29 protein-coding genes and 1 pseudogene are annotated in these 26,371 nt (G+C 59.8%); 19 read left to right on the top strand and 11 right to left on the bottom strand.

Annotated features, from left to right (window positions below):
* Positions 1-84: 84 nt before the first annotated feature.
* From TUZN_RS07025 to asd, 8 genes are all read left to right on the top strand, one after another.
* Complete coding sequence (locus TUZN_RS07025; protein WP_052886154.1) at positions 85-1,494, top strand: acetate--CoA ligase family protein; 1,410 nt, start codon at positions 85-87, stop codon at positions 1,492-1,494.
* Positions 1,491-2,186, top strand: coding sequence for an acetate--CoA ligase family protein (locus TUZN_RS07030; RefSeq protein WP_013680266.1), 696 nt, complete (start codon positions 1,491-1,493; stop codon positions 2,184-2,186). Before TUZN_RS07025 ends, TUZN_RS07030 begins: the two co-directional genes overlap by 4 nt.
* Positions 2,187-2,220: 34 nt before the next feature.
* Positions 2,221-3,624: an MFS transporter gene (locus TUZN_RS07035; protein ID WP_013680267.1), complete on the top strand. Its 1,404-nt coding sequence runs from the start codon at positions 2,221-2,223 to the stop codon at positions 3,622-3,624.
* Entirely contained in the window at positions 3,594-4,166 is a 573-nt protein-coding gene (locus TUZN_RS07040; RefSeq protein ID WP_013680268.1) for a GNAT family N-acetyltransferase, read from the top strand. The genes TUZN_RS07035 and TUZN_RS07040 overlap by 31 nt, the downstream gene beginning before the upstream one ends.
* 35 nt (positions 4,167-4,201) lie before the next feature.
* On the top strand, positions 4,202-5,794 hold the full coding sequence (locus TUZN_RS07045; RefSeq protein WP_052886155.1) for a S49 family peptidase: 1,593 nt from the start codon (positions 4,202-4,204) through the stop codon (positions 5,792-5,794).
* Positions 5,795-5,945: 151 nt separating this feature from the next.
* Positions 5,946-7,163: a threonine synthase gene (thrC, locus tag TUZN_RS07050; RefSeq protein WP_013680270.1), complete on the top strand. Its 1,218-nt coding sequence runs from the start codon at positions 5,946-5,948 to the stop codon at positions 7,161-7,163.
* Positions 7,160-8,152, top strand: a complete 993-nt coding sequence (locus TUZN_RS07055) for an amino acid kinase family protein (RefSeq protein ID WP_013680271.1) — start codon at positions 7,160-7,162, stop codon at positions 8,150-8,152. The genes thrC and TUZN_RS07055 overlap by 4 nt, the downstream gene beginning before the upstream one ends.
* Positions 8,140-9,165, top strand: a complete 1,026-nt coding sequence (gene asd, locus TUZN_RS07060) for an aspartate-semialdehyde dehydrogenase (RefSeq protein WP_013680272.1) — start codon at positions 8,140-8,142, stop codon at positions 9,163-9,165. The genes TUZN_RS07055 and asd overlap by 13 nt, the downstream gene beginning before the upstream one ends.
* A 2-nt stretch (positions 9,166-9,167) precedes the next feature.
* Here the strand turns inward: asd and TUZN_RS07065 are convergent, their stop codons facing one another.
* The 5 genes and pseudogenes from TUZN_RS07065 to TUZN_RS07090 form a co-directional block, all read right to left on the bottom strand.
* Positions 9,168-10,340, bottom strand: a complete 1,173-nt coding sequence (locus TUZN_RS07065) for a cation:proton antiporter (protein ID WP_013680273.1) — start codon at positions 10,338-10,340, stop codon at positions 9,168-9,170.
* On the bottom strand, positions 10,331-11,260 hold the full coding sequence (locus TUZN_RS07070; protein ID WP_013680274.1) for a homoserine dehydrogenase: 930 nt from the start codon (positions 11,258-11,260) through the stop codon (positions 10,331-10,333). Before TUZN_RS07070 ends, TUZN_RS07065 begins: the two co-directional genes overlap by 10 nt.
* 569 nt (positions 11,261-11,829) lie before the next feature.
* Positions 11,830-12,204, bottom strand: coding sequence for a nucleotidyltransferase domain-containing protein (locus tag TUZN_RS07080; RefSeq protein ID WP_013680276.1), 375 nt, complete (start codon positions 12,202-12,204; stop codon positions 11,830-11,832).
* Positions 12,182-12,598 carry a DUF86 domain-containing protein gene (locus TUZN_RS07085; protein ID WP_013680277.1) on the bottom strand — a complete coding sequence of 139 codons (417 nt, stop codon included), beginning with the start codon at positions 12,596-12,598 and terminating at the stop codon, positions 12,182-12,184. The genes TUZN_RS07080 and TUZN_RS07085 overlap by 23 nt, the downstream gene beginning before the upstream one ends.
* Positions 12,598-12,867 (bottom strand): annotated as a pseudogene (locus tag TUZN_RS07090) (deoxyribose-phosphate aldolase); the annotation flags it as partial. The pseudogene TUZN_RS07090 and the gene TUZN_RS07085, both read right to left, overlap by 1 nt.
* Before the next feature lie 230 nt (positions 12,868-13,097).
* On the opposite strand from TUZN_RS07090, the gene TUZN_RS07095 reads away from it, so the two are divergent.
* The gene (locus tag TUZN_RS07095; protein WP_052886320.1) at positions 13,098-13,994 is read left to right on the top strand and encodes a zinc metalloprotease HtpX; all 897 of its coding nucleotides are present in this window, start codon (positions 13,098-13,100) and stop codon (positions 13,992-13,994) included.
* Positions 13,995-14,018: 24 nt separating this feature from the next.
* Here the strand turns inward: TUZN_RS07095 and TUZN_RS07100 are convergent, their stop codons facing one another.
* The gene (locus TUZN_RS07100) at positions 14,019-14,498 is read right to left on the bottom strand and encodes an NUDIX hydrolase (protein ID WP_052886158.1); all 480 of its coding nucleotides are present in this window, start codon (positions 14,496-14,498) and stop codon (positions 14,019-14,021) included.
* Between the two features lie 153 nt (positions 14,499-14,651).
* Here TUZN_RS07100 and TUZN_RS07105 point away from each other — a divergent pair, with 153 nt between their 5' ends.
* The 4 genes from TUZN_RS07105 to TUZN_RS07120 are packed head-to-tail and all read left to right on the top strand — an operon-like array spanning position 14,652 to position 15,697.
* A complete protein-coding gene (locus TUZN_RS07105; protein ID WP_013680281.1) occupies positions 14,652-14,966 on the top strand; it encodes a hypothetical protein in 315 nt (104 codons plus the stop codon).
* Complete coding sequence (locus TUZN_RS07110) at positions 14,963-15,268, top strand: transcriptional regulator (protein WP_013680282.1); 306 nt, start codon at positions 14,963-14,965, stop codon at positions 15,266-15,268. Before TUZN_RS07105 ends, TUZN_RS07110 begins: the two co-directional genes overlap by 4 nt.
* Entirely contained in the window at positions 15,265-15,498 is a 234-nt protein-coding gene (locus TUZN_RS07115; protein ID WP_013680283.1) for a ferredoxin, read from the top strand. The genes TUZN_RS07110 and TUZN_RS07115 overlap by 4 nt, the downstream gene beginning before the upstream one ends.
* 37 nt (positions 15,499-15,535) lie before the next feature.
* Entirely contained in the window at positions 15,536-15,697 is a 162-nt protein-coding gene (locus TUZN_RS07120) for a 50S ribosomal protein L40e (RefSeq protein WP_013680284.1), read from the top strand.
* A 234-nt stretch (positions 15,698-15,931) separates the two neighbouring features.
* Here TUZN_RS07120 and TUZN_RS07125 read toward each other — a convergent pair whose 3' ends face one another.
* Positions 15,932-16,645 carry a hypothetical protein gene (locus tag TUZN_RS07125; protein WP_237698290.1) on the bottom strand — a complete coding sequence of 238 codons (714 nt, stop codon included), beginning with the start codon at positions 16,643-16,645 and terminating at the stop codon, positions 15,932-15,934.
* Positions 16,646-16,735: 90 nt separating this feature from the next.
* Here TUZN_RS07125 and TUZN_RS07130 point away from each other — a divergent pair, with 90 nt between their 5' ends.
* Together TUZN_RS07130 and TUZN_RS07135 are read left to right on the top strand one after the other, a co-directional pair.
* Positions 16,736-18,238 carry a bifunctional ADP-dependent NAD(P)H-hydrate dehydratase/NAD(P)H-hydrate epimerase gene (locus TUZN_RS07130; protein WP_013680286.1) on the top strand — a complete coding sequence of 501 codons (1,503 nt, stop codon included), beginning with the start codon at positions 16,736-16,738 and terminating at the stop codon, positions 18,236-18,238.
* Positions 18,239-18,375: 137 nt separating this feature from the next.
* A complete protein-coding gene (locus TUZN_RS07135; RefSeq protein ID WP_013680287.1) occupies positions 18,376-19,542 on the top strand; it encodes a M16 family metallopeptidase in 1,167 nt (388 codons plus the stop codon).
* A gap of 90 nt (positions 19,543-19,632) precedes the next feature.
* Here the strand turns inward: TUZN_RS07135 and TUZN_RS07140 are convergent, their stop codons facing one another.
* Positions 19,633-20,553 (bottom strand): helix-turn-helix transcriptional regulator, encoded by a 921-nt coding sequence (locus TUZN_RS07140; protein WP_013680288.1) that lies wholly within the window; start codon positions 20,551-20,553, stop codon positions 19,633-19,635.
* A 172-nt stretch (positions 20,554-20,725) separates the two neighbouring features.
* On the opposite strand from TUZN_RS07140, the gene twy1 reads away from it, so the two are divergent.
* Positions 20,726-21,787, top strand: coding sequence for a 4-demethylwyosine synthase TYW1 (twy1, locus tag TUZN_RS07145; RefSeq protein ID WP_013680289.1), 1,062 nt, complete (start codon positions 20,726-20,728; stop codon positions 21,785-21,787).
* 177 nt (positions 21,788-21,964) lie between these two features.
* On the top strand, positions 21,965-22,174 hold the full coding sequence (locus TUZN_RS07150) for a hypothetical protein (RefSeq protein WP_148678618.1): 210 nt from the start codon (positions 21,965-21,967) through the stop codon (positions 22,172-22,174).
* Here the strand turns inward: TUZN_RS07150 and TUZN_RS07155 are convergent.
* The 3 genes from TUZN_RS07155 to TUZN_RS07165 all read right to left on the bottom strand — a co-directional run bounded on the left by TUZN_RS07155 (position 22,141) and on the right by TUZN_RS07165 (position 25,451).
* Complete coding sequence (locus TUZN_RS07155; RefSeq protein WP_013680290.1) at positions 22,141-23,325, bottom strand: hypothetical protein; 1,185 nt, start codon at positions 23,323-23,325, stop codon at positions 22,141-22,143. The genes TUZN_RS07150 and TUZN_RS07155 overlap by 34 nt on opposite strands.
* A gap of 45 nt (positions 23,326-23,370) precedes the next feature.
* Positions 23,371-23,601 carry an acyl-CoA synthetase family protein gene (locus tag TUZN_RS07160; protein WP_237698203.1) on the bottom strand — a complete coding sequence of 77 codons (231 nt, stop codon included), beginning with the start codon at positions 23,599-23,601 and terminating at the stop codon, positions 23,371-23,373.
* Between the two features lie 431 nt (positions 23,602-24,032).
* Complete coding sequence (locus TUZN_RS07165) at positions 24,033-25,451, bottom strand: hypothetical protein (RefSeq protein WP_052886160.1); 1,419 nt, start codon at positions 25,449-25,451, stop codon at positions 24,033-24,035.
* 93 nt (positions 25,452-25,544) lie between these two features.
* On the opposite strand from TUZN_RS07165, the gene TUZN_RS07170 reads away from it, so the two are divergent.
* Together TUZN_RS07170 and cmk are read left to right on the top strand one after the other, a co-directional pair.
* Entirely contained in the window at positions 25,545-25,799 is a 255-nt protein-coding gene (locus TUZN_RS07170; protein ID WP_052886161.1) for an eL34 family ribosomal protein, read from the top strand.
* On the top strand, positions 25,799-26,368 hold the full coding sequence (gene cmk, locus TUZN_RS07175; RefSeq protein ID WP_013680294.1) for a (d)CMP kinase: 570 nt from the start codon (positions 25,799-25,801) through the stop codon (positions 26,366-26,368). Before TUZN_RS07170 ends, cmk begins: the two co-directional genes overlap by 1 nt.
* The last annotated feature ends 3 nt before the right edge of the window (positions 26,369-26,371 follow it).

Raw genomic sequence — 26,371 nt, forward strand, 5'->3', positions numbered from 1 at the left:
TATTTTAAAAATAAAAATTTCATTTATTATATCCATTGATATAACTCATAGAAAGTTTTTTAATCCCAAAATTAAAGTTACGGCATGTCCTCGGGACAAGACGAGTTGACTCCTCTTATTTCGCCGAAATCCGTCGCGCTGGTCGGCGCCTCGCCGAAACAAGCGTCTGTGGGCTACGTCATATTCGAAAACCTAGCCAATAGGTTCAGGGGCAAGGCGTATTTCGTGAACCCCAAATACGACGTGGTCGAGGCCTGGGGGAAGCAGTTCAAGTTCTACAAATCCATATCGGAGATCCCCGACGCCATAGACGTCGTCATAATTGCCGTGCCGGCCCAAGTCGTGCCGCAGGTGCTCGAGGAGGCAGGCAAGAAAGGCGCGAAGGCCGCGATAATAATAAGTAGTGGCTTCGCCGAGGTCGGCAACAAGGAGCTTGAGGACGAGCTGAGAGCTCTCGGAAAGATGTACGGCATCAGACTGCTGGGCCCTAACTGCCTCGGGGTCTACAACGCCTTCGACGGCTTCGACACGGTCTTTCTGCCGGCCGAGCGCGCCGGGAGGCCGCCCGCAGGCCCTCTGGCCTTGATAAGCCAGAGCGGCGCCGTGGCTGCGTCCATAATGGACTGGGCGGCCAGGAGAGGCATAGGCCTCTCGATCATGGTGAACTACGGGAATAAGGCCGATGTAGGCGACGTGGAGCTCCTCAGATATTTCGAGAAGGACGACCGGATAAAGGTCATCACGATATATATAGAGGGCTTCAAGTACCCGGGCGAGGCCAAGAGGTTCCTAGACGCGGCGCGCGAGGTGGCCAAGAAGAAGCCCATAATAGCCTACAAGGCTGGGAGGGGCGCCGCCGCCCAGAGAGCCGTGAAGTCTCACACAGCCGCGTTGGCCGGCAGCTATGAGATGTACAGAGGCCTCTTCAGACAGGCAGGCATAATCGAGGCGGCCAACCTCAGGGATATGTTCGACATGGCTAAGGCTCTGGCCACCCAGCCGCTTCCCAGAGGCAACCGCGTCTTGGTCTTGACGGATTCGGGCGGGATGGGCATACAGGCTGTGGACGCGTTGGAGGCCTTGGGCCTGGAGGTGCCGGAGATACCGGAGTCGATAAGGCGGGATCTGAGGAGGGAGCTCCTCCCGTTCTCGGCGCTGGGCAATCCGGTGGACGTGACCGGGTCGGCGACGGACCAACACTACAAGGTCGTCCTCGAGGCGTTGTTGCCCACGGCGTTTTTCGACATGGCCTTGGTCGTCACCTTGATGCAGGTGCCGGGCCTCACCCAGAACTTGGCCGAGTACATAATCGACGCCAAGAGGTTCAGGAAGCCGATAGCCGTTGTGAACTTCGGAGGGAGCGAGGTTGTCCAGTCGTTCACCAAGACGTTGGAAGACGCAGAGATACCCACGTACTCGACGCCCGATAGGGCCGCCAAGGCGCTGTGGGCGCTCTACGAGTACGCAAAAATACGCGGCGTGGTCAGGCCATGAGCGTCGTAGATAGGGCTAGGGCCGAGGGCAGGAACAAGCTGTACGAGCACGAGGCCTTCGAGCTGTTGAGGAAATACGCCATTCCCGTGCCCGACTACGGCATAGCGAAGGACGAGGACGAGGCCGTGTCGCTCGCCGAGAGGATCGGCTATCCTGTCGCAGTTAAGGTGATCTCGAGGCAGATAGTCCACAAGACCGACGTGGGGGGAGTCGTCCTGGGCGTGACGAATAGAGACGAGTTGATCGCCGCGTGCAAAAAGATAAGGGAGTCGGTCAAGGCGCGGGCGCCCTACGCAGAGATAGAGGGCTGCCTCATACAGAGGATGGTGCCGCAAGGCGTCGAGCTCATAATAGGCGCCGTCTACGACGACATTTTCGGCCACGTGCTCGCGTTCGGCCTAGGCGGCATCTTGACCGAGCTGTACAGAGACGTGTCCATGAGGCTCGTGCCGATCGAGGAAGAGGACGCCTGGGAGATGTTGAGGGAGGTGAAGGCGTATAGGCTGTTGACGGGCTACCGCGGGACTCCGCCGAGAGATCTACACGCGATAGTTGATATAATCGTCAAGTTCTCCCGTCTGTTGTCCGAGAACCCCGCCATAAGGGAGGCCGATCTGAACCCCGTCATAGCCCTCGAGGAGGGCAAGGGCGCCTACGTGGTGGACGCGCGGTTCCTGCTCGGCATCGATTGATATATTTTTATAGACAGACCGATATATCGGGGCTATGAGGCGCGGCCTCGCCTTCTCCATAATACTGATGTCGACCTTGATGGTCGCCCTAGACGCGACCATAGTCGTCCTGGCTCTTCCGGCAATGATGGAGGACTTGCACGCGCCCCTAGACGCCGTTGTGTGGGCCATCATATCCTACATATTGGTCGTCACCGTGTTGTCGACGCAGGCGGGCAGGCTAGGCGATCTCGAGGGCAAGCCGAGAGTGTTCAACCTAGGCATGTTGTTGTTCGGGCTCGGGAGCGCTCTCGTAGGGGCCTCGACCAGCGCGGCGGAGCTCGTCGCCTTTAGAGTCGTCCAGGCCATCGGCGGAGCCCTCATGTCGGCCACGTCCATGGCGTTGATCTCCGATTACTTCCCGCCCGAGCGTAGGGGGTGGGCCTTCGGCTGGTCGTCCGCAGTGTGGAACCTCGGCGCCGTCGCGGGCATATTCGCGGGCGGTCTAATCACGACGTTTTGGGGATGGCGCTGGAACTTCTACATAAACGTGCCCATAGCGTTCGCCGGCTTCGCGCTGGGCCGCAAATATCTGGAAGACCTCGGCGAAAGGACCAGGAGGAGGTTCGACGTGGCGGGCTCCCTCCTCCTAGGGGCTTCCCTGACCCTCTACTCGCTGGCTGGGCTGGAGTACGCTGCGGCCGGCTTCTCGACGTCGGTGGTCCTAGAGGCGGCCGCGGCCACGGCGCTGTTGGCGATCTTCGCCCTGGCCGAGACGAGATCCGCCGAGCCCATAGTCCCGCCCGACCTCATAAAGACGAGGCTCTTCACGCTATCCGCCATCTCGCTCATGTCGCAGACTACCGCCAACTACGCCACCCTCTTTCTCCTGACTATGTACCTGCAGGGAGTGCGGGGGCTCGACCCGTTCACGGCGTCCCTCTGGCTGGTCCCAGGATATTTGCTGGGCAGCGTGACCGCCTCCCTCGGCGGAAGGCTGGCGGACTCTCACGACCCTAGGATAGTCGCGTCGATGGGCTTGAGCCTCCAGATCTTGGCCTATCTGCTATTTAGATCCTTGCTGGCGGTCGACACCCCGCTCTACTTGGTGACCGCCATATCTGCGCTCAACGGCATAGGCGCGGCGCTCTTCTTCTCGTCAAACGGCAAGCTCGTGATGTGGGACGTGCCGCGCCGCTGGTACGGCGCCGCGTCGGGCACGTCAAGGACTCTGGGCAATATCGGCATGGTCCTGAGCTTCTCCATAGCAATAGCGGTTTCGTCGGCCGCCGTGCCCCGCGACGTGGCTTTCCAGATCTTCGCCGGCCTGACCACGTTGAGCCCCCAGTACATGGAGCCCTTCGTGGCCAGCCTCCACGCCGCCTTCACAGCCTCCTCCATCATAATGGCGCTGGCCGCCGCGCTCTCATGGTCGAGGCTGAGGCACAAGGTCCCGTAGTAGAGATCGGGAGGAGGTATCTCGAAAAGGCTCTGGACATACTTGCCAGAGAATACGGCAGGGCTCTGGAATACGCCAGAGCTGTGGTGGCCGACGGCTTAGGCGACGTGGCCGTGGCCTTGCTCGGCGGCCGGCCAATAGGCGCCGAGATCTTCTACAAGATCAGGCTGGCCGTGGATCTCTGCGTGCACTACTACGTGGCGGTGCTGAGAGAGTATAGGAGACGCGGCGTGGGCAAGATCTTGATAACGACCGTCGAGAGGGCTTGCAAGTCAGACGCCTACGCCGCGACGACGACGGAGGACAACGCGGCGGCCAAGGCCCTCTTCGGGTCCCTCGGATATGTGGGGTACCGATGGCGGGAGCTCGACAAGAAGACGAGGGACGTTCTCTTGAGAGCCACATGCGGGTACGACGACGACATGATTTTCCTGAAGGGGCCCGCTCCGCGCGAGGTGGCGGCCGAGGTGGGCGACGCGGAGCGCTTCGGGCATAGGGAGTGCTACCTGGTCTGGCTCGGCGTGCGGCGCGCCGATGTGTAGCCTCTAAGCTTTTTATAAAGATCGTTGTGGTGGCCATGGCCGAAGATAGAACAGCTCTGGCGGCGCTAATACTCGCCGCGATAAGCGTGGCGGCCGTGTTGGTCATAGTGGCCACCCAACAACAGCGGCCTGTCCAGCTGGCGGCGCCGCCCCAGAAAGAGCGGATAGTGGTGATACCGATCACGGCGCCGCTCACCAGTTGCTGGGTCAACCCGCTACTGCCCTATATACTGAGGCTCAACTCAAGCGACGTGGCCGGGATCATACTCTATATAGACTCTCCAGGCGGCACGCTGGACGCCACGGAGGCCCTCTACGGCGCCCTCAAGGGCCTAGGCAAGCCCGTATACGCCGTCGTCTCCGGCCTCGACGCCTCGGGGGCCTTCTACGTCTCCATGGCCGCCGAGAAGATCTACGCGTCTCCAGGCTCCCTCGTGGGCAACATAGGCGCTTGGGCCGTAATAAACCCCGCCGTCTTCTGGACGCCGATACCTCTCGAGATCTTCCCGTCGGGATACGAGAAGCTGTTCGGCATGTCTCTGTTCGGCTACTACGACTCCGTGGACCAGGCAGCCGCCAGCTTCCTCTCCGTGGTGCTCAAGAGCAGGGGCGATAGGCTCAACGCCTCGGCCGACTTGCTCGCGACTGGGAGGCTCTTCACAGCCCAGGAGGCGTTGAGGATAGGCCTTATAGACAAGATCGGGGGGCTGGCCGACGCTGTGGCCGATATGGCCAGATCCCTGGGGCTGACCTCTTACTCGGTCGTCTCCATATACTCCTACTACGGGATATCTCCGCCGAACTGTAGCGGACTGGCCATGACGCAGGCAAAGGTGCCTCTAGGGCTGTTGGCCAACTCTACGCTGAACCCAGTGTTCTACATCTACCCCGGCGCGGTCCAACTCGACGTGAACCAAAGCGTGCCTAAGTTCAATGTGTCGCAAGTCAAGCCTGCGGGCAGATATGTCCTCTTCGATCTCAGCCACGGAAACTTGATCCCGGAGCAGTTCGTCCAGGCGTTTGCGTCGAAGCTTGTCCTCTACAACTGCACCGTCGCGTTCGCGACCACCAGCAACGATCTCAGGAGCTTGCTCAAGAACGCCACAGGTCTCGTAATCGTCAACCCGTCGTCGCCTTACTCCTCGGCGTCTGTGGATGCCGTAGAGTCCTTCACGGCTTCCGGCGGCCGTCTGCTCGTCTTCTACGACCCGCGGCTCGCTAACTCTATCTACATAACCTCCAGCCCTCCTTTGCCCGCATATCTAGACGAGCTGCTGACGCCTTTCGGCATGGTTGTGATGGACGGCTACCTCTACAACGCGAGCGCCGGCTTAACGGCCTTGACGGGCAACTGGCAGTTCGTGTCGACTAGATACGTCAACTCTACGGAGCTGGGCGACGGAGACTACGTCTTCTTCACGCCGGCCGCCATATCGGGCTCCGGCGTGGGCGTCTATGTCGACGCCCATCTCCTGGGCTTCGGCGCCGGCAGATACGCCGTGGTGTTGCAGAGAGGCAACGTGACCGTCGTGGGCACCGTGACCTCGTTCCTCCCCGATTTCGTGAGGCTGGGCAATAACCAGGCGCTGTTGGGCGATCTGGCCAGATGGGTCTGCGGCGGTAGATAACCAACGCTGTTTTCTACACTATATCACACATTCTATATATGTCTAGAATAATTTCTTTATGCTAAACATATTAATTGGTATTATATATCAATTAAATTGATTTTATATACATTTTAAAAATTAATTTAAGTAGAATTGGCGTCTGACAACTGTGGTATATAGCCGCTATAATACGGCCCAGTGTGGCGGCAAAGTTTATATAGCCCGACGTTTCGTCGGATATGCCTTCGGGGACAATAACGAAGTCGTCCTGAAGTGCGTCGTCTGCGGGGCCGAATACGGCCCCGATTTCAGGCTGTTCAGATGCCCCAGATGCGGCGGCCTCCTGGACGTGGTCGTCAAGGGAAAGTACTGGGCGCCTAAGGGCTCGGGGATATGGCGCTACGCCACTATGTTGCCCATGAAGGCCGGCGTCACTATGGGCGAGGGGAGAACTCCATTGGTGGAGTCCCGGCTTAAGAGGAATCTCTGGGTCAAATTCGAGGGAGCAAACCCAACTGGCAGCTTCAAGGACAGGGGGATGGCGCTCGGCGTGACGGTGGCTAGAGAGGCGGGGGCAAACAAGGTCATCGTCGCGTCGACCGGCAACACCGCAGCCTCTGCCGCCGCCTACGCGGCTAGGGCCGGCCTCAAGGCCTACGTCGTTCTGCCCAGGGGAAATGTGGCCAGAGGAAAGCTCGTGCAGGCGGCCCTACACGGCGCCGAGATCCTCGCCGTCGAGGGGTATTTCGACAAGGCGCTTAGCCTAGTCGTTGAGTACGGCACCAGGTACGCGTACCCCCTCAACAGCTTCAACCCGTGGAGGCTGGAGGGCCAGAAGACGCTCGCCTACGAGGTGTACGAGGAGCTGGGGTGCCCCGACAATATAGTGGTCCCTGTGGGGAACGCTGGAAATATATATGCTATATGGAAAGGCTTTAGGGAGCTCGGAGAGCTCGGGCTCTGCAACAAGTTGCCGAGGATGATCGGGGTCCAGGCGGCCGGCGCGGCGCCGCTGGCCCGCGCTTGGCGCGAGGGGTCGCAAAGCCCGTTGTTCGTCGAGTCGCCCAGCACTATCGCGTCGGCCATAAGAATCGGGAAGCCCGTCAATTGGGTTAAGGCTTTTATAGCCGTGAGGGAATCCGGCGGGATGTTCGTGGAGGTCGACGACGCGGACATCTTGAGGGCCCAGCTAGCCCTCGCCAGAGTGGACGGGGTCGGCGCGGAGCCTGCCGGAGCCGCCTCGGTGGCCGGCGCCCTAGCGTTGGACCTCCCCGGGATCTCCGTCGCGGTAGTCACAGGCCACGCCCTCAAGGATCCCGACGTCGTCGAGGTGAGGACAACCCCCGTTGCGTCTCAAGAAGAGCTGGTCTCCGTGTTGAGCCGATGAGGGCCGTCGTAAAGATAGGGGGGTCTCTGCTCAGAAGCGCCCAGCATTTCGTGGAGGCCGCCAAGTTCCTCTCGTCCTACGAGTCGCCTGTCGTGGTCGTCTCGGCGGTGAAGGGCGTGACGGACATGTTGATAGAGCTCTACAAGACCAGGTACGAGAGCCTCTACGAGGCGATCCGGGACATACATGTGGAGATAGCGAAGAGGCTGGGCGTATCCGGCGTGGAGCCCCTCCTCAAGGAGCTGAGAGCCGCCCTGGAGCTCCCCGAGGGCCCGGACGTGCTGGACTACTTCATGTCGTTCGGGGAGCGGCTATCCGCGACGATAATGAACGGGCTGCTCAAGAGGATGGGCTTCGACAGCAAGCTCTTCGTTGCGCCGATAGTTACCGACGACTCGTTCGGCAACGCGAGGCCTCTGGAGGACCGCAGCCTGGCGTCTGAGATAGACGGGCACGAGGGCATAGCGGTTGTGACGGGGTTTATAGGCAGAACCAAGGACGGCAGGTTCACGACCGTGGGTAGGGGCGGGAGCGACTACACGGCGACGTTCCTCGCCAAGCTCCTCGGATATAGGCAAGTGGTGCTCGTAACGGACTCGCCCGGCGTGATGACCGCCAATCCGCAGGAAGTGCCCGAGGCAAAAATCCTCCCCATGATGTCCGTCGAGGAGGCCGTGGAGGCCGCGAGACTCGGCGCCAAGAACTTCCACCCCAGAACCTTCGAGCCGGTCTCGGGAGGCATGTACGTCGAGGTGCGGAACTACTGGAGCAGGGGCACCGTCATAGGCAACTTCTACGCGCCGCCGCCCTATAAGGTCGTCCTCAGATGCGGCGAGGGCTCCTGCGTCGTGGGGCTGGAGGCCGAGGAGATTGTGAAGCTCGGGGGCGAATACGTGAGCAGATTCGCCGCCCAGGTGCCCATGCCTCCCAAGTGGGCACACGACCTCTTCGTCAAGCCCTACTTCGAGAAGTTGGTATGGATAAACTGAGGGCGTACGTCGTCGGCGCCACGGGGCTGGTCGGGCAACGTTACGTGCAGTTGCTGGCGGACCACCCCTGGTTCGAGCTGGTGGGCGTCGCCGCTTCCGAGAGGAGCGCGGGGAGGAGATACGGCGAGATAAACTGGGTGCTCGAGACCCCCATGCCTAGTAAGGCCGCCGAGCTGAAGATAGACAAGCTCGACGTCGACTCCCTCCCTAAGGTCGACGTGATATTCTCGGCGCTTCCCTCCGAGGTGGCCGCCAGGGTCGAGCCGGAGATGGCGAGGCGGGGCTATGTCGTAGTCAGCAACTCCAGCAACATGAGGCTCGAGCCCGACGTCCCCCTCCTGATACCGGAGGTGAACCCCGACGATCTGTCCCTCGTCAAGGAGCAGAGGGCGCGGCGCGGCTGGAGCGGCCTCATCATAAAGAAGCCGAACTGCAGCACGACCATATTGGACCTCCCGCTCAAGCCCGTCCTCGACGAGTTAGGAGTGTCCAAGATACACGTGGTGACCATGCAGGCGGTCACCGGCGCGGGCTACGCCGGCGTACCCTCGGTGGCTATCCTCGACAACTTGATACCATATATCAAGGGGGAAGAGGAGAAGATAGTCAACGAGACCAGGAAGATCTTCAAGGCAGATCTGGAGATCTACGCCACGACGACCCGCGTCCCGGTCCTAGACGGGCATACGGAGGCGATCTACGTAGATACCGTGAAGGACTTCGACGTGGAGGCCGTGGTCGAGCTCATGGCCAGATTCAGAAGCGTTCCTCAAGAGCTCGGCCTCCCCACGGCGCCTCCCCAGCCCGTGATCCCCACAAGAGCCATAGATAGGCCCCAGCCCCGGCTCGACAGAATGGCCGGCAGAGGGATGTCGGTAGTCGTCGGCCGTATCAGGAAGCTCGCGCCTAGAAAGCTGGCGTTCGTCGCGTTGGGCCACAACACGATAAGGGGCGCCGCCGGCAACGCGATATTGGCGGCGGAGCTGTTGGTGAAATCGGGGCTCTGGGCCTAGTCCTAGAGCCAGCTCTGCGCTCTGGAGAACGCCACGGCGCCTATCACGGTCGTCAAAAGCCCCATCAGGACCACCGCCGTGAACTCCCCGCCGGTCAAGATGCCCGCTTCCAGCCCCAGAGCGGCTATGGCTAGCCCAGTCTCTCCCCTAGGGACCATCCCGAGCGAGACGGCGACTGACGCCTTTACGTCGCGCGTGTAGAGATAGGCGAACGGAAACACGCCGACTATCTTGAAGACTACGGCTATGGCGGTTAGGGCTAGGCCCATGACGAGGCCGCCGAGGCCTATGTCCGACAGATCGCTCTCGGCGCCCACCACGACGAAGAATATGGGGCCGAAGACCTCTAGCAGCGCGTCTGTCAACCTCTTTATATTCTCCTTGCTGAGGCCCTCGGCCACGGCCACCCCGGCGATGAATGCCGCTATTATCGGCGAAAAGCCCAAGACCACCATGATGGCGGTCAGCCCGAATATCACGAGCAGAGAGAACTCGTAGGAGTACTCGTCCCTAATCCTCCTCCCCACAAGTTTGAGTATGGCCAGCGAGGACGCCAATATGACTATCCACGCGGCTACGTATACCGCTACTGTGCCCAACAGCTCGGCGACCGACAGATGTCCGGCAACTATCAACACGTTGACGACCGAGAGCAGGAGGAAGGCCACGACGTCGTCTATCGCCGCGGCGGCCGTGAGGAAATAAGCGCCCCTGCCCTTAACTCCCCGTTCTAACAATATCGCCGAGGCGGCGGCCAGGCTGGTCGCGCCGAGGCTTACGCCCATATATAGCGCTACGTCCCTGCCTACGTATCCGCTGTAGGCCGCGTAGCCCGCGATAAACGGCAACAAGGCGCCGAACACGGCGCCCGCGGCGCCGAGCGCGCCGGCCGACCTAAGCGGCGCCAGCCCTTCCTCGAGGCCCGCCGCGAATATTATCAAGATCACCGAGAAGTCCGCCATAAACCTTATGTAGTCGTTCAGTTGGAAGATAGGCGCGCCTATAATGCCGTTTAGGAGGCCGCCCAGCAACGTCGGGCTTAGGACCATCCCGGCCGCGATCCCCGCGACGAGCCCTGGTATCCTGAGCCTCCGCAAGAGATACCTCAAGACCGCCGCCAGGAACAGCAATAGGGATAGGTAGAGGAAGGCGGAATACACCGCGCCTATCTCCATCTCCGCTCCCTCGCGGCCCTCAACACGTCGTTTAGTAGGGCTAGGCTGGTCTCCAGTCTGCCGGCCCCCTTGCCGTACACCCTCACCTCGTTGACCTCAGTGGCTATCTCAACGGCGTTGGTCGTGTAGCGGGCTAGGAGGAGGGGGTCGTCTGGCTTTAGCTGGACCGGGGCCACTCTGGCAGTCCCGGCCTCCAGATCGGCCTCGGCCACGTATTTTGTTCGAGGCCCTAGATGTCTTAGAGGCTCGCGGCGCACTTGGCCGAGGGAAAGCCTAGCGCCCAGAGTGTTGGCCAGAATGACCAGCTTCGCGGCCGCGTCTACCCCCTCTAGGTCTATGGCGGGGTCAGGCTCGACGTATCCCTTCGCCTTCGCCTCCTCTAAGGCCTCGGCGAAGCTGAGGCCGTCGAGGTCGACTCTGCTGAGGATGTAGTTGGTGGTCCCATTCAATATGCCGCGTATCCTCAGCGCCTTCTGTCCCCGGAGGCCCAGCGCCAGATCCACCACCGGCGTGCCGGCCATCACCGTAGCCTTGTAGTAGACCGGCCTCTCCTCGAACTCCGCAAAGCGGAGGGCCAGCGGGGCCTTGTTGGCAGTGACTATCGAGAGGCCGGCCCCTAGGGCGGAGCGGTACACGGACAGCGCGGGTTCCCCGTCCACGTAGTTGGGCGGGCTGACGTCCACTAATATCTCGGCGCATTTGAAGGCCTCCTCGAGGGAGGCCGGCTTGCCCACGCCTGATCTGGACACGCCGCCCCTCGGCGCTCTCAACAAGGCCTCTATCTCGGGCCGCTCGAAGCCCCCGCACTTAACTACGCCGCCTCTGCTGTCGAATACCGCAGATATCTTGAGCTCGGTCCTGGATCGAACCACGTCGACGAAGGTCCTGCCGACTCCGCCGAAGCCGTACAGCAACAACACGTGACGCGCCTATCTCCTCTTTAAAACGATTAGCCTACGTGATAAGCGAGAGCGCGGCGGCCACCGAGATTGACGCTTGCGTTAATAGGGGCGTGCAAGCGTCCGCGAGGAGGCCGACAGATATGCGACTACGGCCATGCTCGGCGGCTGGAGCCTCGCCGCAACAGCCGCCGACGACGCCGTGGTGCCTCGGCTCGACAGAGCTCACTACCGCGTTCGCCTTGGGCTATACGAAAAGGGCGAGGGCCGAGCCCGGGAGGGCCAACCCGAAGACGCATAACGTTGTCGAAGACGCCGTAAATGAGTGTTAAGGCTACTGACGCCGTCCTTATGCCAGCGGAGGTAGGCGCAGATACGGCCATCAATAGAGGCCGGGGCAACAGGGGTAGGCCGGCATACGACTGCGGGATGACTTGATTTTTGCAGGTAGAGGCCCAACAGATAAGGCGAAGGCGGCCGCGTAGTTCAATACAGCCGCCGTAGCGGTGATAGTAAAGGGTGAGTCGGGGGAGGTGCTTGATCGGGAAGCGTGATATACGGCGCCTGTGCCGAACGGGCGTTGCGATAAGTTAAGTAACGTTAATCCCCGCTTCTCTAAGCTTAATTTTGAGGTCTTGGCACTGCCCCACTGAGAGGTACAGTAGCTCGTCGTAGTAGTCCGAGTCGGCGGCCACCACGACGCCCCGCGTTAAGGCCTCGGCCACCAAGCAAGGCGGCGCTAGCCCGGCGGGCACCACGTCGGCGGGGACGCCCAGGGCCTCCTCTATCTCAGCCGAGAGGCGGAGAGCCTCCCCCAGATCCGAGCCGTCGATAAGGACGTCGAGGTCGTGCACTACCTCCGACTCCACGGCGGAGCCGAAGAGCACAGCCAGCCTTCTGTCGCCAGCCGCCCTCCTCAACGCCTCAATGACTTTGTCCAGCCTAACTTGATAGACAGGGCGCATTTTCCTCCACTCTCTTGATAAATTCGAGGACGCACTTGAAGTCGCTCTTCACTGCGTCGTACACCTCTCTGTCGTCTACTGCGAAGTATCTATGGACGAGGAGGTTGCGGAGACCCACTAAGGCGGCTAGGACCTCTCCACAGCCAGCCCCCAGCCTCTTATCCACCTCCCTTAGACACTCGCGATAGGAGGAGAACACGCGGCCCCACGCCGCCCTCGCGAACTTCATACACATAGAGGCGAGGGCCTCCACGAGCACAATTAGCTGGTACCGCAGAGCCCATATCTCCTCGTCGCTGAGCTCTTCAAATCTGCGACTGGCAATCCTCAAGGCGTCGTTTATGGCCCCCCGCGCCTCCGAAGCCCTCTGCAGAATAGAGAGGCAGGTCCCCATTATGCGAGGGCCTCCGGGATGGAGATCCCCAGCCTGACCCGCGCCGGATCTAGGCCGAAGCCCGTGTCCTCCATAATAGTCTGGTCTTTTTGTCCTAATCCCCCAGCCGCCTTAACCCCCGATCCGTATTCCCTCTCCCTGACGTATCTAGTAATAGCCGCCGCCCTCCCTGGCGTTGAGCAGGTGGAGTTGCCCAGCTGCCTGGCGTAGGTCCCCTCGGCGAAGCCGGTGGAGCTTTCTACAAGGCGGGCTCCGGCCACTATGTCGTGCTCGAGAAGGGCGTAGTCCGCCAACTGCACGGTGAGGACGCGCCACACTTATAAAAGCATTCCCCCACAAACTGGCACGGAAACGGCCAGAGCCCACGTCCGTGTAAGGGAAAGGTCCAGGCCGACTTCTTCCGGCGGACTATGAAAGACGCGACGTCAAGGGCCGGGTTAGAGACATACGACAAAAATAATAACTCGTCCCTTTTCACGTGGAGTCGCTGTGGCTCAAGATGGCCGCCGCAGGCGCGCTCGCGGTGCTCGCCGAGTTCCTAGTAACCTACATCATAATGTCGGTACTGGCGCTACCGTTGTGGACCCTCGCCGTGGGGCTTCCCCTCTTCTGGCTTTTCCAGTGGCTCATATCGCCGGTGTTAATAAGCAGAGGGGCGCGCGACGTGACTGACGACCCGGCGTTCTCGTGGCTTAAGAACATGGTGCACAAGATAGCCGAGAGCTCCGGGGTCAAGCCTCCGAGGGTCTACGTGACTGACGACCCGTTCCCCAACGCCTTCGCCTTCGGCAACTTGGTCCAGGGGAGAGGCGTCGCCGTCACGAGGCCGCTCCTCGACATACTGGACGAGAACGAGCTCTACGCCGTGTTGGCCCACGAGGTGGGTCACGTGAGGCATTTCGACATGGAGCTTGTCCTAGCCCTTGGCCTTATACCGTCCGCTCTGGGATCCATAGGCGGATTCATGCTCTATACGGGCCAGATGTTGCTCTTCGCCGCCCTAGATGAGGCCGCCATGTTGCTGGGCCTCGTGATGCTCGCCGTGGGTTTCTTGCTGACCGCCGCCACCTTCTTCATCCAGATATTCGTGCTGTGGTTTAACAGACTGCGCGAGACCTACGCCGACCTCCACGCGGCGCGCCTTCTAGGCCCCTCTGCGGTGTATCTGGCGCGGGCCCTCGCCAAGATCCAGATATATATGAGCAACGTGAGGGTGGACCCCTTCAGAGGCATAGTGTTGACGGTTCCGCCCATGCGGATCAAGGAGACGAACCCGGACGACCTCCTGCAGAAGTGGTCCAGAGAGCGCGTATCCCCGCTGGCCGATCTCCTGTCCACTCACCCGCATCCGGCGAAGAGAGTGAAGAGCATACTTAGGTGGGCTGGCCGCATATAGCCCGAGGCCGGCCGTCGCGGGGCGCTATATAATGCCGCAGGCTATCGCCCGCTTTATGAAGCGGTAGGTCAAGCCCCAGACGATCCAGCCGCCGACCTCGAAGGCGGGGCGGCCGCGCCACTCGACCTCCTTGAGCTCGTCCTTCGTGGTCCATCTGTAGCCCGCCACCTCGTCGCTGAGGCGTATCTCGCCTATCTTCGCCGGCTGGAAGACGAAGGGATACACCCTCAGACTGGGGGCGTTCATGGGCGAGTCGGGCTCCATCACGCCTCTCCAATAGGAGTCGAGGAGCTTGAGGCCGACCTCCTCCTCCACCTCCCTCTTGGCGGTGCCCAGGAGATCCTCGCCGGGCTTCCAGCGGCCGCCGGGGAAGCCGACCTGCCCGGACCACGGATCGCCCGGCCTCTCGGCCCTCTTTATGAGGAGGAAGCTCTTCCCGTTGAGAATAAGGGCTACGGCGGCTGTGTCGGGACCCCCGGCAGGCACGCGGAGATCAATACACATGTACGAAATCCTAAATATGTTTAAAAATTCGGCACGCCCAGTCTCCTCACGGCTCAGCCCTTGCAAGCCTCCTCACGCCTCCGCTTGTGCGCAGGCTAAAACACTATCTTCGGCGTCTTGAAGTATTTAAATACCCTAGGGGTCTAGGGACGTATGTCCGCCGAAATTTCCCTCCTACACGGAAGGGTCAAGGAGGCGTTCGATAAGGAGCCTTGCGTCGCCGATAGCCCGGGCCAGCTCGGCGACTGCGCCAAGAGTAGGCTGGCGTCCGCGGGCTTCGAGGCCAGGGAACTGGCGTATCTCGACGCCAACGTGGATCCCGCCGACTCGCCCGAAAGGGCCCGGTTCTTGAGGATAGAGGCTAAATACGGCGAAAGTCCCGACAAGCACATCTTCACCTTCGCCATTCTGAAGAGCGCGGGCAAGTATAAGCTCTTGTGGCTCCAGAGCGCGGTGGCCACTAAATGACTGAGTTCTTGACCGATAGAGAGCGGATAATAAGAGTCCTCCTGTCCTCCCAGGAGCCCCTCGACGTGTACCAAATAAGGGACGCCGCAGGTCTCGACCTACCGCCGTCGGAGATATACGACGAGCTGGAACACGTGGCGAAGACCCTCAAGAGGCAAGGCCTCAAGTTGGCCGTGGTGCCCGCGAGGTGCAGAAACTGCGGCTACGAGTTCAGGGATAGGGAGAGGCTTAAGAGACCCTCAAAATGCCCCAGATGCCACAGCGAAAGGATAGAGCCGCCTAGGTTCTACGTGCGTAGATGACGGCGCGGGTCTCCATAAACAGCTCCGAGTGCTTCGCCTGCGGGCTCTGCTACGTCCTCGCGCCGGACGTATTCGTAGAGGGGCCCGAGGGGAAGGCAGAGCTGAACCCCCGATACAGGTCTGGGTCGCCCTACGAGGGCCTCGTGCCGGACGAGCTGGTGCCGGAGGCCGTGCGCGGCATGATGACTTGTCCCGTCAAGGCCATCGACGTGGTTGAGGAGGGCGCGTAGCGGGGAAAAGCTTAAAAAAGCCGCGTAGGGCGGTGGCATGCCCATCACTTTAGATCCCGAGAAGTTGAGGATAGTGCTGGAGCACCGCTTCAACTACAAAGTATGCAGGAACTGCGGCGCCAAGAACCCGCCGGAGGCCGTCAAGTGCAGGCGTTGCGGCAGCCGCAACTTACGCCTCAAGAAGTTCAAGAGCAAGTAATCCATCTCCCTCTCCCGCGCTCTCCGCGAACCCGCCGACCGCCTTCGCTTCCTCAAGGGCGAGGCCGACGCGGCTATACGGGGCAAGGGCCGGCGAGGACATAGCTCCATCCCGGCTAAGGGCCTGGGCGGAGGGCTTGCTCATCGCGGCTACAGGCCCCGCCCGCAGATAGGCGAAGGCCGTTGAGGTTTCGCAATAATTGCGCCGCAACGAACGTAGGGATCTCAAGGCCGTCTAGGGCTCCACAAGCCTCACCTCGACCTCCCAGTTCTCCCCCGGCGTTATGTAGACTAGGGCCGGCCTCAGCCCCAGCGCTCCGAGGACCTTCTGCCTCGCCTCCAACACCATCTGTTTGCGCCTCAGCTTTGAGGGCTTGAAGCGGAGGCCCGTCTTCACCTCGACGTGGTAGAGCTGTCCGTCTTTCTCGAACAGCAGGTCGACTTGCCTCAGAGTTTCCAATATCTCTACTTGCTCCTCCTCCGGCAACCCGTCCACAAGCTTGTGGAGCTTGCGGGCGACGAGGCGCTCCTCCTCGGAGAAGTCGGCCCCGACGACGTGCTCCGGCGGCGTCCCCCGCTCCACGTAGCGCGCGAGCTCTCCGAGGCCTGCCCTCAATATGCCGAGGAACCTCCCGTCGTCTCTGCCCACGTATCTGACAAGGCCCCTAGGGGGGTCTAGGAATAGCCTATATCCGTCGGGGCCCAGCGATGGGACGAACCAGCTCTTGTGCAGGGGCCATCTGCCCTCTATAAACGCCGAGATGTAGCCCCGGCCCGAGTGGCTGGTTGCGCGGGGCTCGGCGGCGGGGAGCCTCTCGTACGAGAGGAGGCCCTCGACGAGCATGGCGACGGCCTCGCCGCGGGCAGCGCCCGGCAGTATGCGCGCGGCGGCGATCTCGCCGAGGAGGCCGATGTCGGAGCCCAACACGGCGAGGAGGTTGACCCTCATCTCCACGGCCTCACCCCCGCATCTACATTTATCAACGTCGGATAAAAACACAGGGACGTCTATGTTTAAAGAGTCTGCCGATCGCGTGTCGTGGAGTCCATAACCTCAGTCGAGATGTACATCGCCGATAGAAACGCCGAGTGGCTCGGCGTGCCCCGCCTGGCGTTGATGGAGAACGCCGGCGCGGCGGTGGCGCGGATCGCCCTCTCCGAGTTCCCCACTGCCGAGAGAATCCTCGTCGTGGCTGGCACAGGCGATAACGGCGGCGACGGCATGGTCGCGGCCCGCCACCTCCACGGGGCGGGGAAGGAGGTCAGGGTTATCGTCTTGGGGGAGCCGAGGGAGGAGCTCGCCAAGGTGAACTTCGAGGCGTTGAGGAGGACGCGCGTGGGCATCGCCGTGGCGGCCACCCCCGAGGAGCTTCTGGCTCTCCAGAGCTGGTTTACCTGGGCGCAGCTCATAATCGATGCCGTGTTGGGCACCGGCATCAGAGGAAAGTTGAGGGAGCCGCACTCGACCGCCATAGATTTGATGAATCTGGCCCCGGCCCCCAAGATAGCCGTCGACGTGCCCTCAGGCCTCGATCCCGACACGGGCGAGGTGAGGGACAAGGCTGTTAAGGCGTCCGTCACGGTGACCTTCCACAAGGCCAAGAGAGGCCTCCTGCAACCGCAGGCGGCGACCTACGTGGGGAGGCTCGTGGTGGAGAGGATAGGCATACCTCCCGAGGCTGAGCTCTACGTGGGTCCCGGCGATTTCCGCCTGCTCAACCTCGCGAGGAGGGCCGACTCCAAGAAAGGCGACCACGGCCGCGTGGTCGTAGTGGGGGGCTCCGCCGAATATTCGGGGGCCCCCATGTACGTGGCGCTCGCGGCGTTGAGGACCGGGGTGGATCTAGCCATTCTGGTAGAGCCGGAGCCCGCCGCGGCGGCGGCCAAGGCATATTCGCCGGATCTCATAGCGATCCCCCTGCCGGGCGATAGGTTGAGGCCGGCCCACGTGGATAAGGTGCTCGATCTAGCGCGGAAGGCGGACGTCTTGGCGATAGGGCCCGGTCTAGGGACGGAGCCGGAGACCCAGGAGGCCGTGCGGGCCATATTTTCGAAGCTATCGGGGAAGGTGCCTATGGTGATAGACGCCGACGCCATCAAGGCCCTCTCCGGCCTAAAGGCCGCCGGCCTCGTCGTGTTTACGCCGCACGCGGGGGAGTTCAAGGCGTTGACGGGGGTCGAGCCTCCGGCAGAGCTCGACAAGAGGATAGGCGTCGTGAAGGGGGAGGCGGCGAGGATAAACGCCGTGATTTTGCTGAAGGGCAGGTACGACGTGATCAGCGACGGGGTTCGGGTCAAGGTCAACATAACCGGGACGCCGGCAATGACGGTCGGGGGCACCGGCGACGTGCTCACGGGGCTCGTGGCCGGCTTGGCCACTAAGGCCAGAGACCTCATGGCGGCGGCCTCGATAGCCGCGTTCGTCAACGGCCTAGCCGGCGAAGAGGCGGCGAGGGAGCTCGGCTTTCACATAACGGCGTCCGATCTCCTTAAGTATATACCGTCTATTATAAGGAGATATTCCGACGAGTCTGTTAGATAGGCCGAGTTGCCGCAAAGATTCCGCAGATACCGCATCTGTTGATGTGCGCAAGCTAATTTTTAATAGGCGAGGTTTAGCTACTTAGTGTTGCCTCGGCTTTATGTAGATAACCCACTCGACACGTTGCGGGCAGAGATATGAGGAGCTCCCTCAGAGAGGAGAGGCTAAACAATGGGGTGACCCTGCTTGTGGATCCCTACCCTTCGGCTCTGGCGGCTGTAGTGATCGGGATCGGGGTGGGCCCCCTCTATGAGCCTGAGGACCGGAGCGGCTATTCCCATCTGCTCGAACATATGCTCTTCAACGTGCCGGAGTTCGACGTGGATAGGGCCGTCGAGGCGCTGGGCGGCGAGACCAACGCCTACACCCATAGATCGTCCGTCGTGCTCACCTTCCAGTCGCTGGCCGACGGGCTGGGCGGCCTCATCGAGGTCGCGGTGAGGGTGATATCCAACCGGCGCTACGAGGAGGCCCGTTTCGAGAACGAGAGGCGGGTCGTCCTCTCCGAGTTGAGGATGTCGAGGGAGAACCCCAGCGAGAGGATTGGGGATTTAGGCCTCCGCGCCCTTTTCGGCGACGGCGTCTGGGGGAGGCCGATAGGCGGATCCCCCGAGATCGTGTCGGCGGCTACGTTGGAGGAGCTGTTGGAGTTTAAGGAGCGGTGGATGACCCCCGACAACATGGTGGTGGCTCTGGCGGGCAACGTGGGCGAGGCCGACGTGGCTAAGGCGAGGGCGGAGTTCTCCAAGCTGGAGGGGACGGCGCCGCCTAGACGCGTGCCCGAGATGACCCGCGGCCCTCTCCTAGCCAAGGAGGTGAGCAGTGAGGTGGACGGGGCGTACTACTCGTTCGCGGCCAAGGTAAGCCTCGACGACGCCTACTATAGACTGAACGCCGCCGCCTTCCACCTCGCCTCCGGCACGAAATCCCTCCTCTTCGACTCCCTGCGCAACAAGGGCCTGGCCTACTCCTACTACGTCGACTTCGACAGCGTCGGCCGCGACGGCTTCCTCCAGATCGTTGTGGAATCGGCCAGCGATCTCGAAGCCGTGCGCTCAGTCGTGAAGGGGCTTCTGTCAAGGGCGTGGACCCCACCTGCCTACAGGCTCAGGTATTTCGCCTACGAGTGGAACAAGAGCATGGAGGTTCCTCTGAACAGGGCCTATGCATACGTGGAGGCCAAGATGAGGGGGCTGGATCCCTTCTCGATAGAGGCGAGCGTGGAGAGGGCCGTGGCAGAGGGACTGTCGGCGTTGCCCCAAGCCGTGGAGTACAGCGCAGAGGCGTTCATACTCCCCGAATAGCGATAACACGCCGCGCATTTCTAAACCAGCGAGCAAACACGCAACATTACGTGTATATCCACAATCCACCCCATCAGGTCTATGCTGGCCCTATTTCGGCGTTACGAAGTTTTTTCCGTCTCTTTTCTCGACGGTTGCTAGGCCTGTCTGTTCTAGTCTTCTGACTGACTTAAACACGGTGGTTCTCGGCAAGCCGAGCGCTCTGGCTATATCCGACTCGTAGGCGCCGCCCGTCTTCCTCAAATACGAGAGGACAAGCCTATCCGTGTCGTTGAGCTGAGGAACACGCCTCCTAGAAGCCAACACGGCAACCGCAACCGCGACGGCTACAGCCAACAGAACCCAAACAAACGGCAAGCCGCCGTTACTAGGCGACATCCCCGGAGATGTAGCTGATTCCGACGTACGGCCCGCAGACTCCGTACTGCCCGAGCCGCCAGCTGATGTAGTTGCCGGGGCGCTTGTCGCAGTCTGCGAGGCTTGGGGCGTGGATGTCTGGGCTGTGGATACTGCCGCCGTAGTGTTGGCCGCCGACGTGGTCGTCTTCGCCGTCTGCGTCGCGGTCGTCGACGCGGTCGTATTGGGGGCAACCACTGTTGCGTTTATCGCGCGTCTGCCTTGTATTGTGTAGGCTATGGTGCCGGGCCCTTCTGCTATTAGGAGTACTGTCCCGTTCGCTTTCGTGTAGTTGAGTATTTTGACTGTGGGGAGGAGGAGTACTCCTCCTTGGGCCCATATGAGGTATAGGCCCTTGCTTACGTTGAAGCTTATCACCCCTCCAGACGCCGATACTCTGGGCACGTACTCGACTGTTATTAAGGCCTTGCCTAAAACCGGCACTTCCAGCGTCGACCCGTTCAAGACTGCGGGGACTGGAGTGCCGTTGTTCAAGACGAGCGGCGCCGATAGGGGAGGAGACGGCAGAGGCAGGCCGTATATCGAGCCGGCCAAAGTCTGGTTAAACACCAGCAAGACGCTCCCGTTAGCGAACAGGAGAACTACCCAGATCACGAAAGGCGGAAGGAAAAAAGCTATATTTGTTTCGTTATTACGAGGTAGAAAAAACTTCTAATTTCAGCGGTTAGGAGGTCGCCAGATTTCCTGGGCGGAGCGGCGTTGTCTGGCTCCGCCTCTTCCTACGGCGCGGGGAGCTGAGTTTTTAAAGTGGAGTTGACGATGTCTTGTGTCTTGCGAGGAGGAGCCTATAGGGAGGCATCATGCCCTTATTGGGCCGCGGCTAGTCATTAGGGCTGGAACCGCCAGAAGGCTGGTCGAGGCCCATTACGGCGTTGCCGGCCACGCCACTGTGGAGCTCTGTAAGTGGACCAAGGACGCCCTCGACGGTAAGGGCTCTTGTTACAAGGTCAAGTTCTACAACGCGCCTGCGGGAGGCTCCCACAGATGCGTGGAGATGAGCCCAGTCGGGATGGTCTGCAGCAATAGATGCGTGTACTGTTGGCGCCCTACCCAAGAGTTCGACACGTTCACGCCGGAGGATTGGTGGGTCATGGAGCCCGACGAGATAGTGAAGGGCGTGTTGAAGGAGAGGGAGAGGCTCCTCTCCGGCTATTGGGGCCACGAGAAGGCCAGGGAGAGGGTCAAGGAGGCGCTCGCCCCCACGCACTGGGCCATATCGCTCTCGGGAGAGCCCACCCTCTACCCCAAACTACCCGAATTGGTCAAGTTAATCAAGTCGCTGCCCCACACGAAATCAGTCTTCATAGTCACCAACGGACAGCACCCGGAGATGTTGGAAAGGCTCATAAAGGAGGACGCCTTGCCGACCCAGCTGTACCTATCCATGAACGCCCCCAACAAGGAGCTCTACTACCTCATAAACGTCCCGGTAATGTACAGAGAGGACGCTTGGGAGAGATGGCTGAGGAGCCTCGACCTCCTGGCCTCGATGCCTACCAGGACCGTGGTGCGCATCACCCTCATCAGAAGCCTCAACTACGACGAGAGGTACATACCTCTATTCGCACAGCTGGTCAAGAGAGGGAACCCGCACTTCGTCGAGGTGAAGAGCTACATGCATCTAGGATACTCAACCCACCGTCTGAAGAGGGAGGACATGCTCGCCCACGAGGAAGTCGTCGAGTGGGCCAGGAAGCTGAGGGACGAGCTGGAGCGTATAGGCGCGAGATTCGCCTATATGGACGACGACGAGAGGAGCAGAATAGCCGTACTGCAGAACTTAGATAGATACGTAGATCGTTGGATAGTCCCTCCTGGCAATAATTAACTAGCCAGTGTTGGCCGCAAGTCGTTATTATAATCAGTATTTTAATAGTTAATTATATTAATAAATAGATTTACTTAATATATAGTTTCTACTTATTATTTTTAGATTAGAAGTTTTAGGCTGGTGCGCTTCGGGAAAATAAACGAGGCCCTTAAATTGCGCCGAGGTTGCGCCAATATGCGTGGCATATTGTTTGTCGGCAAGGAATCGCCTCTGGCCTCCCGCGCCGACGCGCTCAGGAGGGCGGGGGTCAAGGTCGTGCTGGTGCCTGGAACCGACATAGTCCTATATACGTACGACGAGAGGAGGGGAGGCTCCATAGAGGTTGAGGGCGAGGAGGCCCTCAAATACCTCTACGATCTGAGGGTCTTGAGCTCCCCCTCGTAGGCCTCGAGGTCGGCCACAAGCTTGTCGAGGTCCTGCTCGATCACGCCCAGCGAGGGGTCGAACGGCGACTCCATCCCGGGCTCCCAGTCCTCCTTAGGCCAATATATGAACACCCTTTTGTGCGCCGTGTTGAGCGCGTAGTTTATCTCGGCGAACATCCCCCTGCTCAACGTCCTCCCCATGAACGGCCTGTAGGCAGCAACGGCGTCCGACTGCTGGATGTAGCGGTAGTCCTTGTACCGGATTATGTTGTCGAGATCGCGCAGAACCTCCTCGACCTGATCCCTCGGTATTCTTATTGGGTAGAGGCCCGCCTCGTCCCTACAAGCCGGCTCGATGCCGGCAGGCACGTTCCAGACATCTTCGGCCCTCACCTCCACCACGTCGCCTTTCGAGCTCGCCAGCGCCGTCCTCAAGGCCCTCTCGTCGACCATGAGGGGGTCGAACGCCGCGAAGCGGCCGTGCATACGCCTCCTGAAGCCGTCGATTTCGGCCCTCGCCTCCTTCCTATCCCTAACTGCGGTTATCGGAAAGGATAGGTAGACCTTCAAGGCCCCCCTCTCGAAGAGCAGTCTGTAGAAGGTCGAGGCCGGGTGCTTAACGGCAACGACGTGGTTATCGACGCCTAGCTCCCGCGATATTATGTCGGCGAGGAGTATGGTCGTGTTGCGCCAGGCCACTATATCCTTGAGCCTAAACTCCGCCCCAGTGCGCCTCCCGCTCTCCTCCCTCATCTGCACCCTCCTCCACATGACGTGCTCCTCCTCTATCAACGTGATGACGATGTCGGGCCTCAGCTCTCTGAACGGGGAGAGATCGAAGGCGGGGAAGAAGCGGCTTCTGTTGAAGAAGGGCAGATTCATCCCAACGACGATGTTCTCAGCCGCCTCGTCGTGTATCCGCCTCAACATTCTGCCGAAGGCCGACCTCCACTCCTCCTCCTGCCATCTATAGTCGTCGCTTGAGAGGAAGGCGACCCAGTCGACCCGGGCCCTCAGGAAATCCTCCAAGAAATACACGGCGAGGGCCTTCCTGGCCTCTCTGTCCTCAAGCTCCTCGGGCAGTCCCCTAGACTTATAGAAATACTTCGCAACGGCGGCTACGGCCTCCCTCATGTTGACGCCGGTAGGCCCCAAGAACAACGCCCTCACGTAGTGCCGCCAATACTTTGCTAAAAAATATTGGAGCCGCGGCCTCTACGCGGGCAGGACCGCGCGGGCCAGCTCGTCCTTGAGGAACTCTATAAATTTCGATATCTCCTCATCGGACATATAGGCCGCGCCCAGCCTCTCCGCCAGCTCCCGATCCCCCACGACGACCACGATCTTGTCGTCAATAGGAGGGAGGTTGTCCGCAGTAGCCACCTCGATGCCTGGTAGGTCAGGCATCTTAGGCACTTCCCCGCTCTTAAAAACGAACAAAATCACGATATCGATATACTTTAGAGTTTTATATCTATTGATTCGCCGATTTCGGCGAAATCTACTCAAATTGTTCTTATATAACTTACATTACTTATCGCCTTGTATCAGGTATGTAATAATTAACGGAAGATTTAAATAGACAGATTAAGTTAAGCCGCGAAACTTGGCGAAGGACGCCGGGCGGCCGTGTAAAACCTATCCACCGTAGATGCTTCGCGCCGCCGCCCAAGAACGCCATCGCCAGCGAGACAAATACAAGGCGTTCGAGGGACTAAAGGATACAACGGCCTCCCTCCGACGAGGCTCACGCCATTATATATCGCACAGAGCACTTGTGCAACAACTGCAATGCCGATAGCGCTCTATCTCTAATGCTATATCAACATAGTTTTAATTAAGATATTTATTAAATTTTAAAGATATCTTTATAATTTCTAAGTAGTACCCTCTCCCACATATATATCTATAAACATAGAGGGTGTAGGATAATATACATCATAGTACTCATACTTGGTCGCCGGTATGTAATACTTCCCAACTAAAAAGTACTGTGAAGAAACGCCGTAGATAAACGCCGCGGTGGTATATCCAAGATATACGCCACTTATGTCGGCGCCTAAGCCAGCGGCTAAGTTGAGATTCTGCTTTAATAGTCTAGTCTCAACTATTGGTATTGCTAAACTAAGTATAGGTATACCTTGTCGATCCTGAACAAGCGTCCATGAATCTGCCCAGAGAGAGGATCCGGTGCCGTATACATATTCGGGCGTCCAATAAGCAGACACTTGGCTCATCAAGTTATTGAGCCACGAGTTGCTGAAGGAGGTACCCGCATCAACCTCGCTATAGTCCACTATTCCTCCCCTGCCGGTTGGCCTTATGACGTAGAGTATTGCCGAGTAGCCGGTCGGCGAGATCCTGCCGTCGGGATACACCTCATATTCTGTGTAGTTGGCTATGGCGTAATCGCCGTAGAAGCCGACCGCGGCTACGCCGGGACCTTGATTGCTTGGGTAGTAAGTCGCCGTCGCCCATACAGTCTGACCATTCTGATTAATACTGAAAGAATATATATCTGATTCAAAACCTTGTATAATTCCATTATACACAACCTCGGCACCCCCGTTGAAATAGATCTCGGTACTTTGCGACGTGGATACCTCGAACTTCATAACCACACAGCATATCATCGAAGCCGAGAATGGATCTGCCACCCTCACGACTATCACGGGCACAGGCACGTCCGCGGCTTCGGCGTATACTGTGTTGAGGTACCAGACATAGTATCCCGTATCTATGGTGGGAGGGGGCCAGCTCTGGAACTGCGTCGACGCAAGCGCCGTAGCGGTCGAGGTAGGGCCGAAGTGGAAATCTACGGGGAGGTTCGGCGGTTTGCCCCTCACGTATATCGTCGCCGTCAAGGATTGCCCGGCCAGCACCCTTTTGGGATCTATCAGGAACCCTTTCACCGCCCTCCCCAGCGTATAGCTCCCTCCCTTGGTTCCGTTGACATATGTGAGAAAGACGAAGACGCCGATCTGGCCGGCCGCGCCGCGCCAATACTCGGCGTATCTCCTCAACGCCGTCTTGTTAAGCTCCACGGAGCCGAGCCCGCACTTTACGTCGAGGAGCATGAAGGATTCGTTGGGGAGCCAGCCGTATATAGAGGCGCAGAAGTAGGTAGGGTACCCGCTCCAGTTGGCGACCTTAAGCACTATGCGTTGGACCAAATTGTTTTGATACGAGGCGGAGAAGAAAGGCGTCACGAACGTCGTGGGCCAAGTGAGATAGGCCAGCGAGGCGGCCAGGCCGAGGGCCGCGACGGTTATCAAGACGTAGACTCTAAGGCCCATGTACATATTGCCACCTCTAGATAAGCCCTCTAGTTCTGGCGACTAACGGATCTGACCGCAGTAATGTTTTTAACCGCCTTAACCCAGCCTCCTATGGTTAGGCCAGCTCTGCGTTCTAGATCCCTCCGGAGGGTCCAGAGGAGGACGCCGGGCGGCCGCACGGTGGTCCATTACTACAAGAGATTCGCCTCGCCGCCTAAAGACGCCGTAACCGGGGAGCCCATACAAGGCGTTGGCAAGAGGGTGAAGACGGAACGAGGGGGGTTCAGGCCGCCGTCTAGGCCCTACGGCGGCTACGTCTCGCATAAAGTCCTCGAACGGGCTCTGCGGCTCGCGGTCAGATCGTAATGGTGGTTATAGCCATTTCGGGCCAGCCCGGCTCGGGCAAGACCACGGTCGCTAAGGAGATCGCAAGGGTTTTGGGGCTTAGGCTAAGATCGTCAGGCGTCCTTTTCAGAGAACTGGCCAAGAGATACGGGATGGAGTTGATAGAGTTCCACAAATACGCCGAGGCGCATCCGGAGATAGATAGAGAGGTGGACGCAATGGCTGTGGAGGAGGCCAAGATGGGGGACGCCGTTCTGGAGGGGCATCTGACCGCCTGGGTTGTTAGGCCCTATGCAGATATCTGTATATACTTAAAGGGGGCTCCGGAGGTCAGAGCCAGGCGGGTGGCCTTGAGAGACGGACGGACCTTCGAGGAGGCTTTGAGGGAGATAATCGAGCGGGAGGAGTTGAACAGGCGACGGTATAAACAGATCTATAATATCGATATAGCCGATCTCGCCCCCTTCGATCTGGTTATAGACACCACCTATCTGTCTCAAGCCGACGTTGTGAGGATAACCCTCGACTTCGTGTGCACGGCGCTTTCGGCTAAATTTTCCAAGAATTTATGTGCCTCGGGACGTAGGTAAAAG

Origin of the sequence: Thermoproteus uzoniensis 768-20, assembly GCF_000193375.1 — an archaeon.
Taxonomy (GTDB): domain Archaea; phylum Thermoproteota; class Thermoprotei; order Thermoproteales; family Thermoproteaceae; genus Thermoproteus; species Thermoproteus uzoniensis_A.

Excerpts from the sequence above, each read along its gene's own strand:
- TUZN_RS07025 (WP_052886154.1), top strand. The coding sequence starts at position 85 with ATGTCCTCGGGACAAGACGAGTTGACTCCTCTTATTTCGCCGAAATCC.
- TUZN_RS07030 (WP_013680266.1), top strand. The coding sequence starts at position 1,491 with ATGAGCGTCGTAGATAGGGCTAGGGCCGAGGGCAGGAACAAGCTGTAC.
- TUZN_RS07035 (WP_013680267.1), top strand. The coding sequence starts at position 2,221 with ATGAGGCGCGGCCTCGCCTTCTCCATAATACTGATGTCGACCTTGATG.
- TUZN_RS07040 (WP_013680268.1), top strand. The coding sequence starts at position 3,594 with ATGGTCGAGGCTGAGGCACAAGGTCCCGTAGTAGAGATCGGGAGGAGG.
- TUZN_RS07045 (WP_052886155.1), top strand. The coding sequence starts at position 4,202 with ATGGCCGAAGATAGAACAGCTCTGGCGGCGCTAATACTCGCCGCGATA.
- TUZN_RS07055 (WP_013680271.1), top strand. The coding sequence starts at position 7,160 with ATGAGGGCCGTCGTAAAGATAGGGGGGTCTCTGCTCAGAAGCGCCCAG.
- asd (WP_013680272.1), top strand. The coding sequence starts at position 8,140 with ATGGATAAACTGAGGGCGTACGTCGTCGGCGCCACGGGGCTGGTCGGG.
- TUZN_RS07065 (WP_013680273.1), bottom strand. The coding sequence starts at position 10,340 with ATGGAGATAGGCGCGGTGTATTCCGCCTTCCTCTACCTATCCCTATTG.
- TUZN_RS07080 (WP_013680276.1), bottom strand. The coding sequence starts at position 12,204 with ATGCGCCCTGTCTATCAAGTTAGGCTGGACAAAGTCATTGAGGCGTTG.
- TUZN_RS07085 (WP_013680277.1), bottom strand. The coding sequence starts at position 12,598 with ATGGGGACCTGCCTCTCTATTCTGCAGAGGGCTTCGGAGGCGCGGGGG.
- TUZN_RS07095 (WP_052886320.1), top strand. The coding sequence starts at position 13,098 with ATGGCCGCCGCAGGCGCGCTCGCGGTGCTCGCCGAGTTCCTAGTAACC.
- TUZN_RS07100 (WP_052886158.1), bottom strand. The coding sequence starts at position 14,498 with ATGTGTATTGATCTCCGCGTGCCTGCCGGGGGTCCCGACACAGCCGCC.
- TUZN_RS07105 (WP_013680281.1), top strand. The coding sequence starts at position 14,652 with ATGTCCGCCGAAATTTCCCTCCTACACGGAAGGGTCAAGGAGGCGTTC.
- TUZN_RS07110 (WP_013680282.1), top strand. The coding sequence starts at position 14,963 with ATGACTGAGTTCTTGACCGATAGAGAGCGGATAATAAGAGTCCTCCTG.
- TUZN_RS07115 (WP_013680283.1), top strand. The coding sequence starts at position 15,265 with ATGACGGCGCGGGTCTCCATAAACAGCTCCGAGTGCTTCGCCTGCGGG.
- TUZN_RS07120 (WP_013680284.1), top strand. The coding sequence starts at position 15,536 with ATGCCCATCACTTTAGATCCCGAGAAGTTGAGGATAGTGCTGGAGCAC.
- TUZN_RS07125 (WP_237698290.1), bottom strand. The coding sequence starts at position 16,645 with ATGAGGGTCAACCTCCTCGCCGTGTTGGGCTCCGACATCGGCCTCCTC.
- TUZN_RS07135 (WP_013680287.1), top strand. The coding sequence starts at position 18,376 with ATGAGGAGCTCCCTCAGAGAGGAGAGGCTAAACAATGGGGTGACCCTG.
- TUZN_RS07150 (WP_148678618.1), top strand. The coding sequence starts at position 21,965 with ATGCGTGGCATATTGTTTGTCGGCAAGGAATCGCCTCTGGCCTCCCGC.
- TUZN_RS07165 (WP_052886160.1), bottom strand. The coding sequence starts at position 25,451 with ATGGGCCTTAGAGTCTACGTCTTGATAACCGTCGCGGCCCTCGGCCTG.
- TUZN_RS07170 (WP_052886161.1), top strand. The coding sequence starts at position 25,545 with ATGGTTAGGCCAGCTCTGCGTTCTAGATCCCTCCGGAGGGTCCAGAGG.
- cmk (WP_013680294.1), top strand. The coding sequence starts at position 25,799 with ATGGTGGTTATAGCCATTTCGGGCCAGCCCGGCTCGGGCAAGACCACG.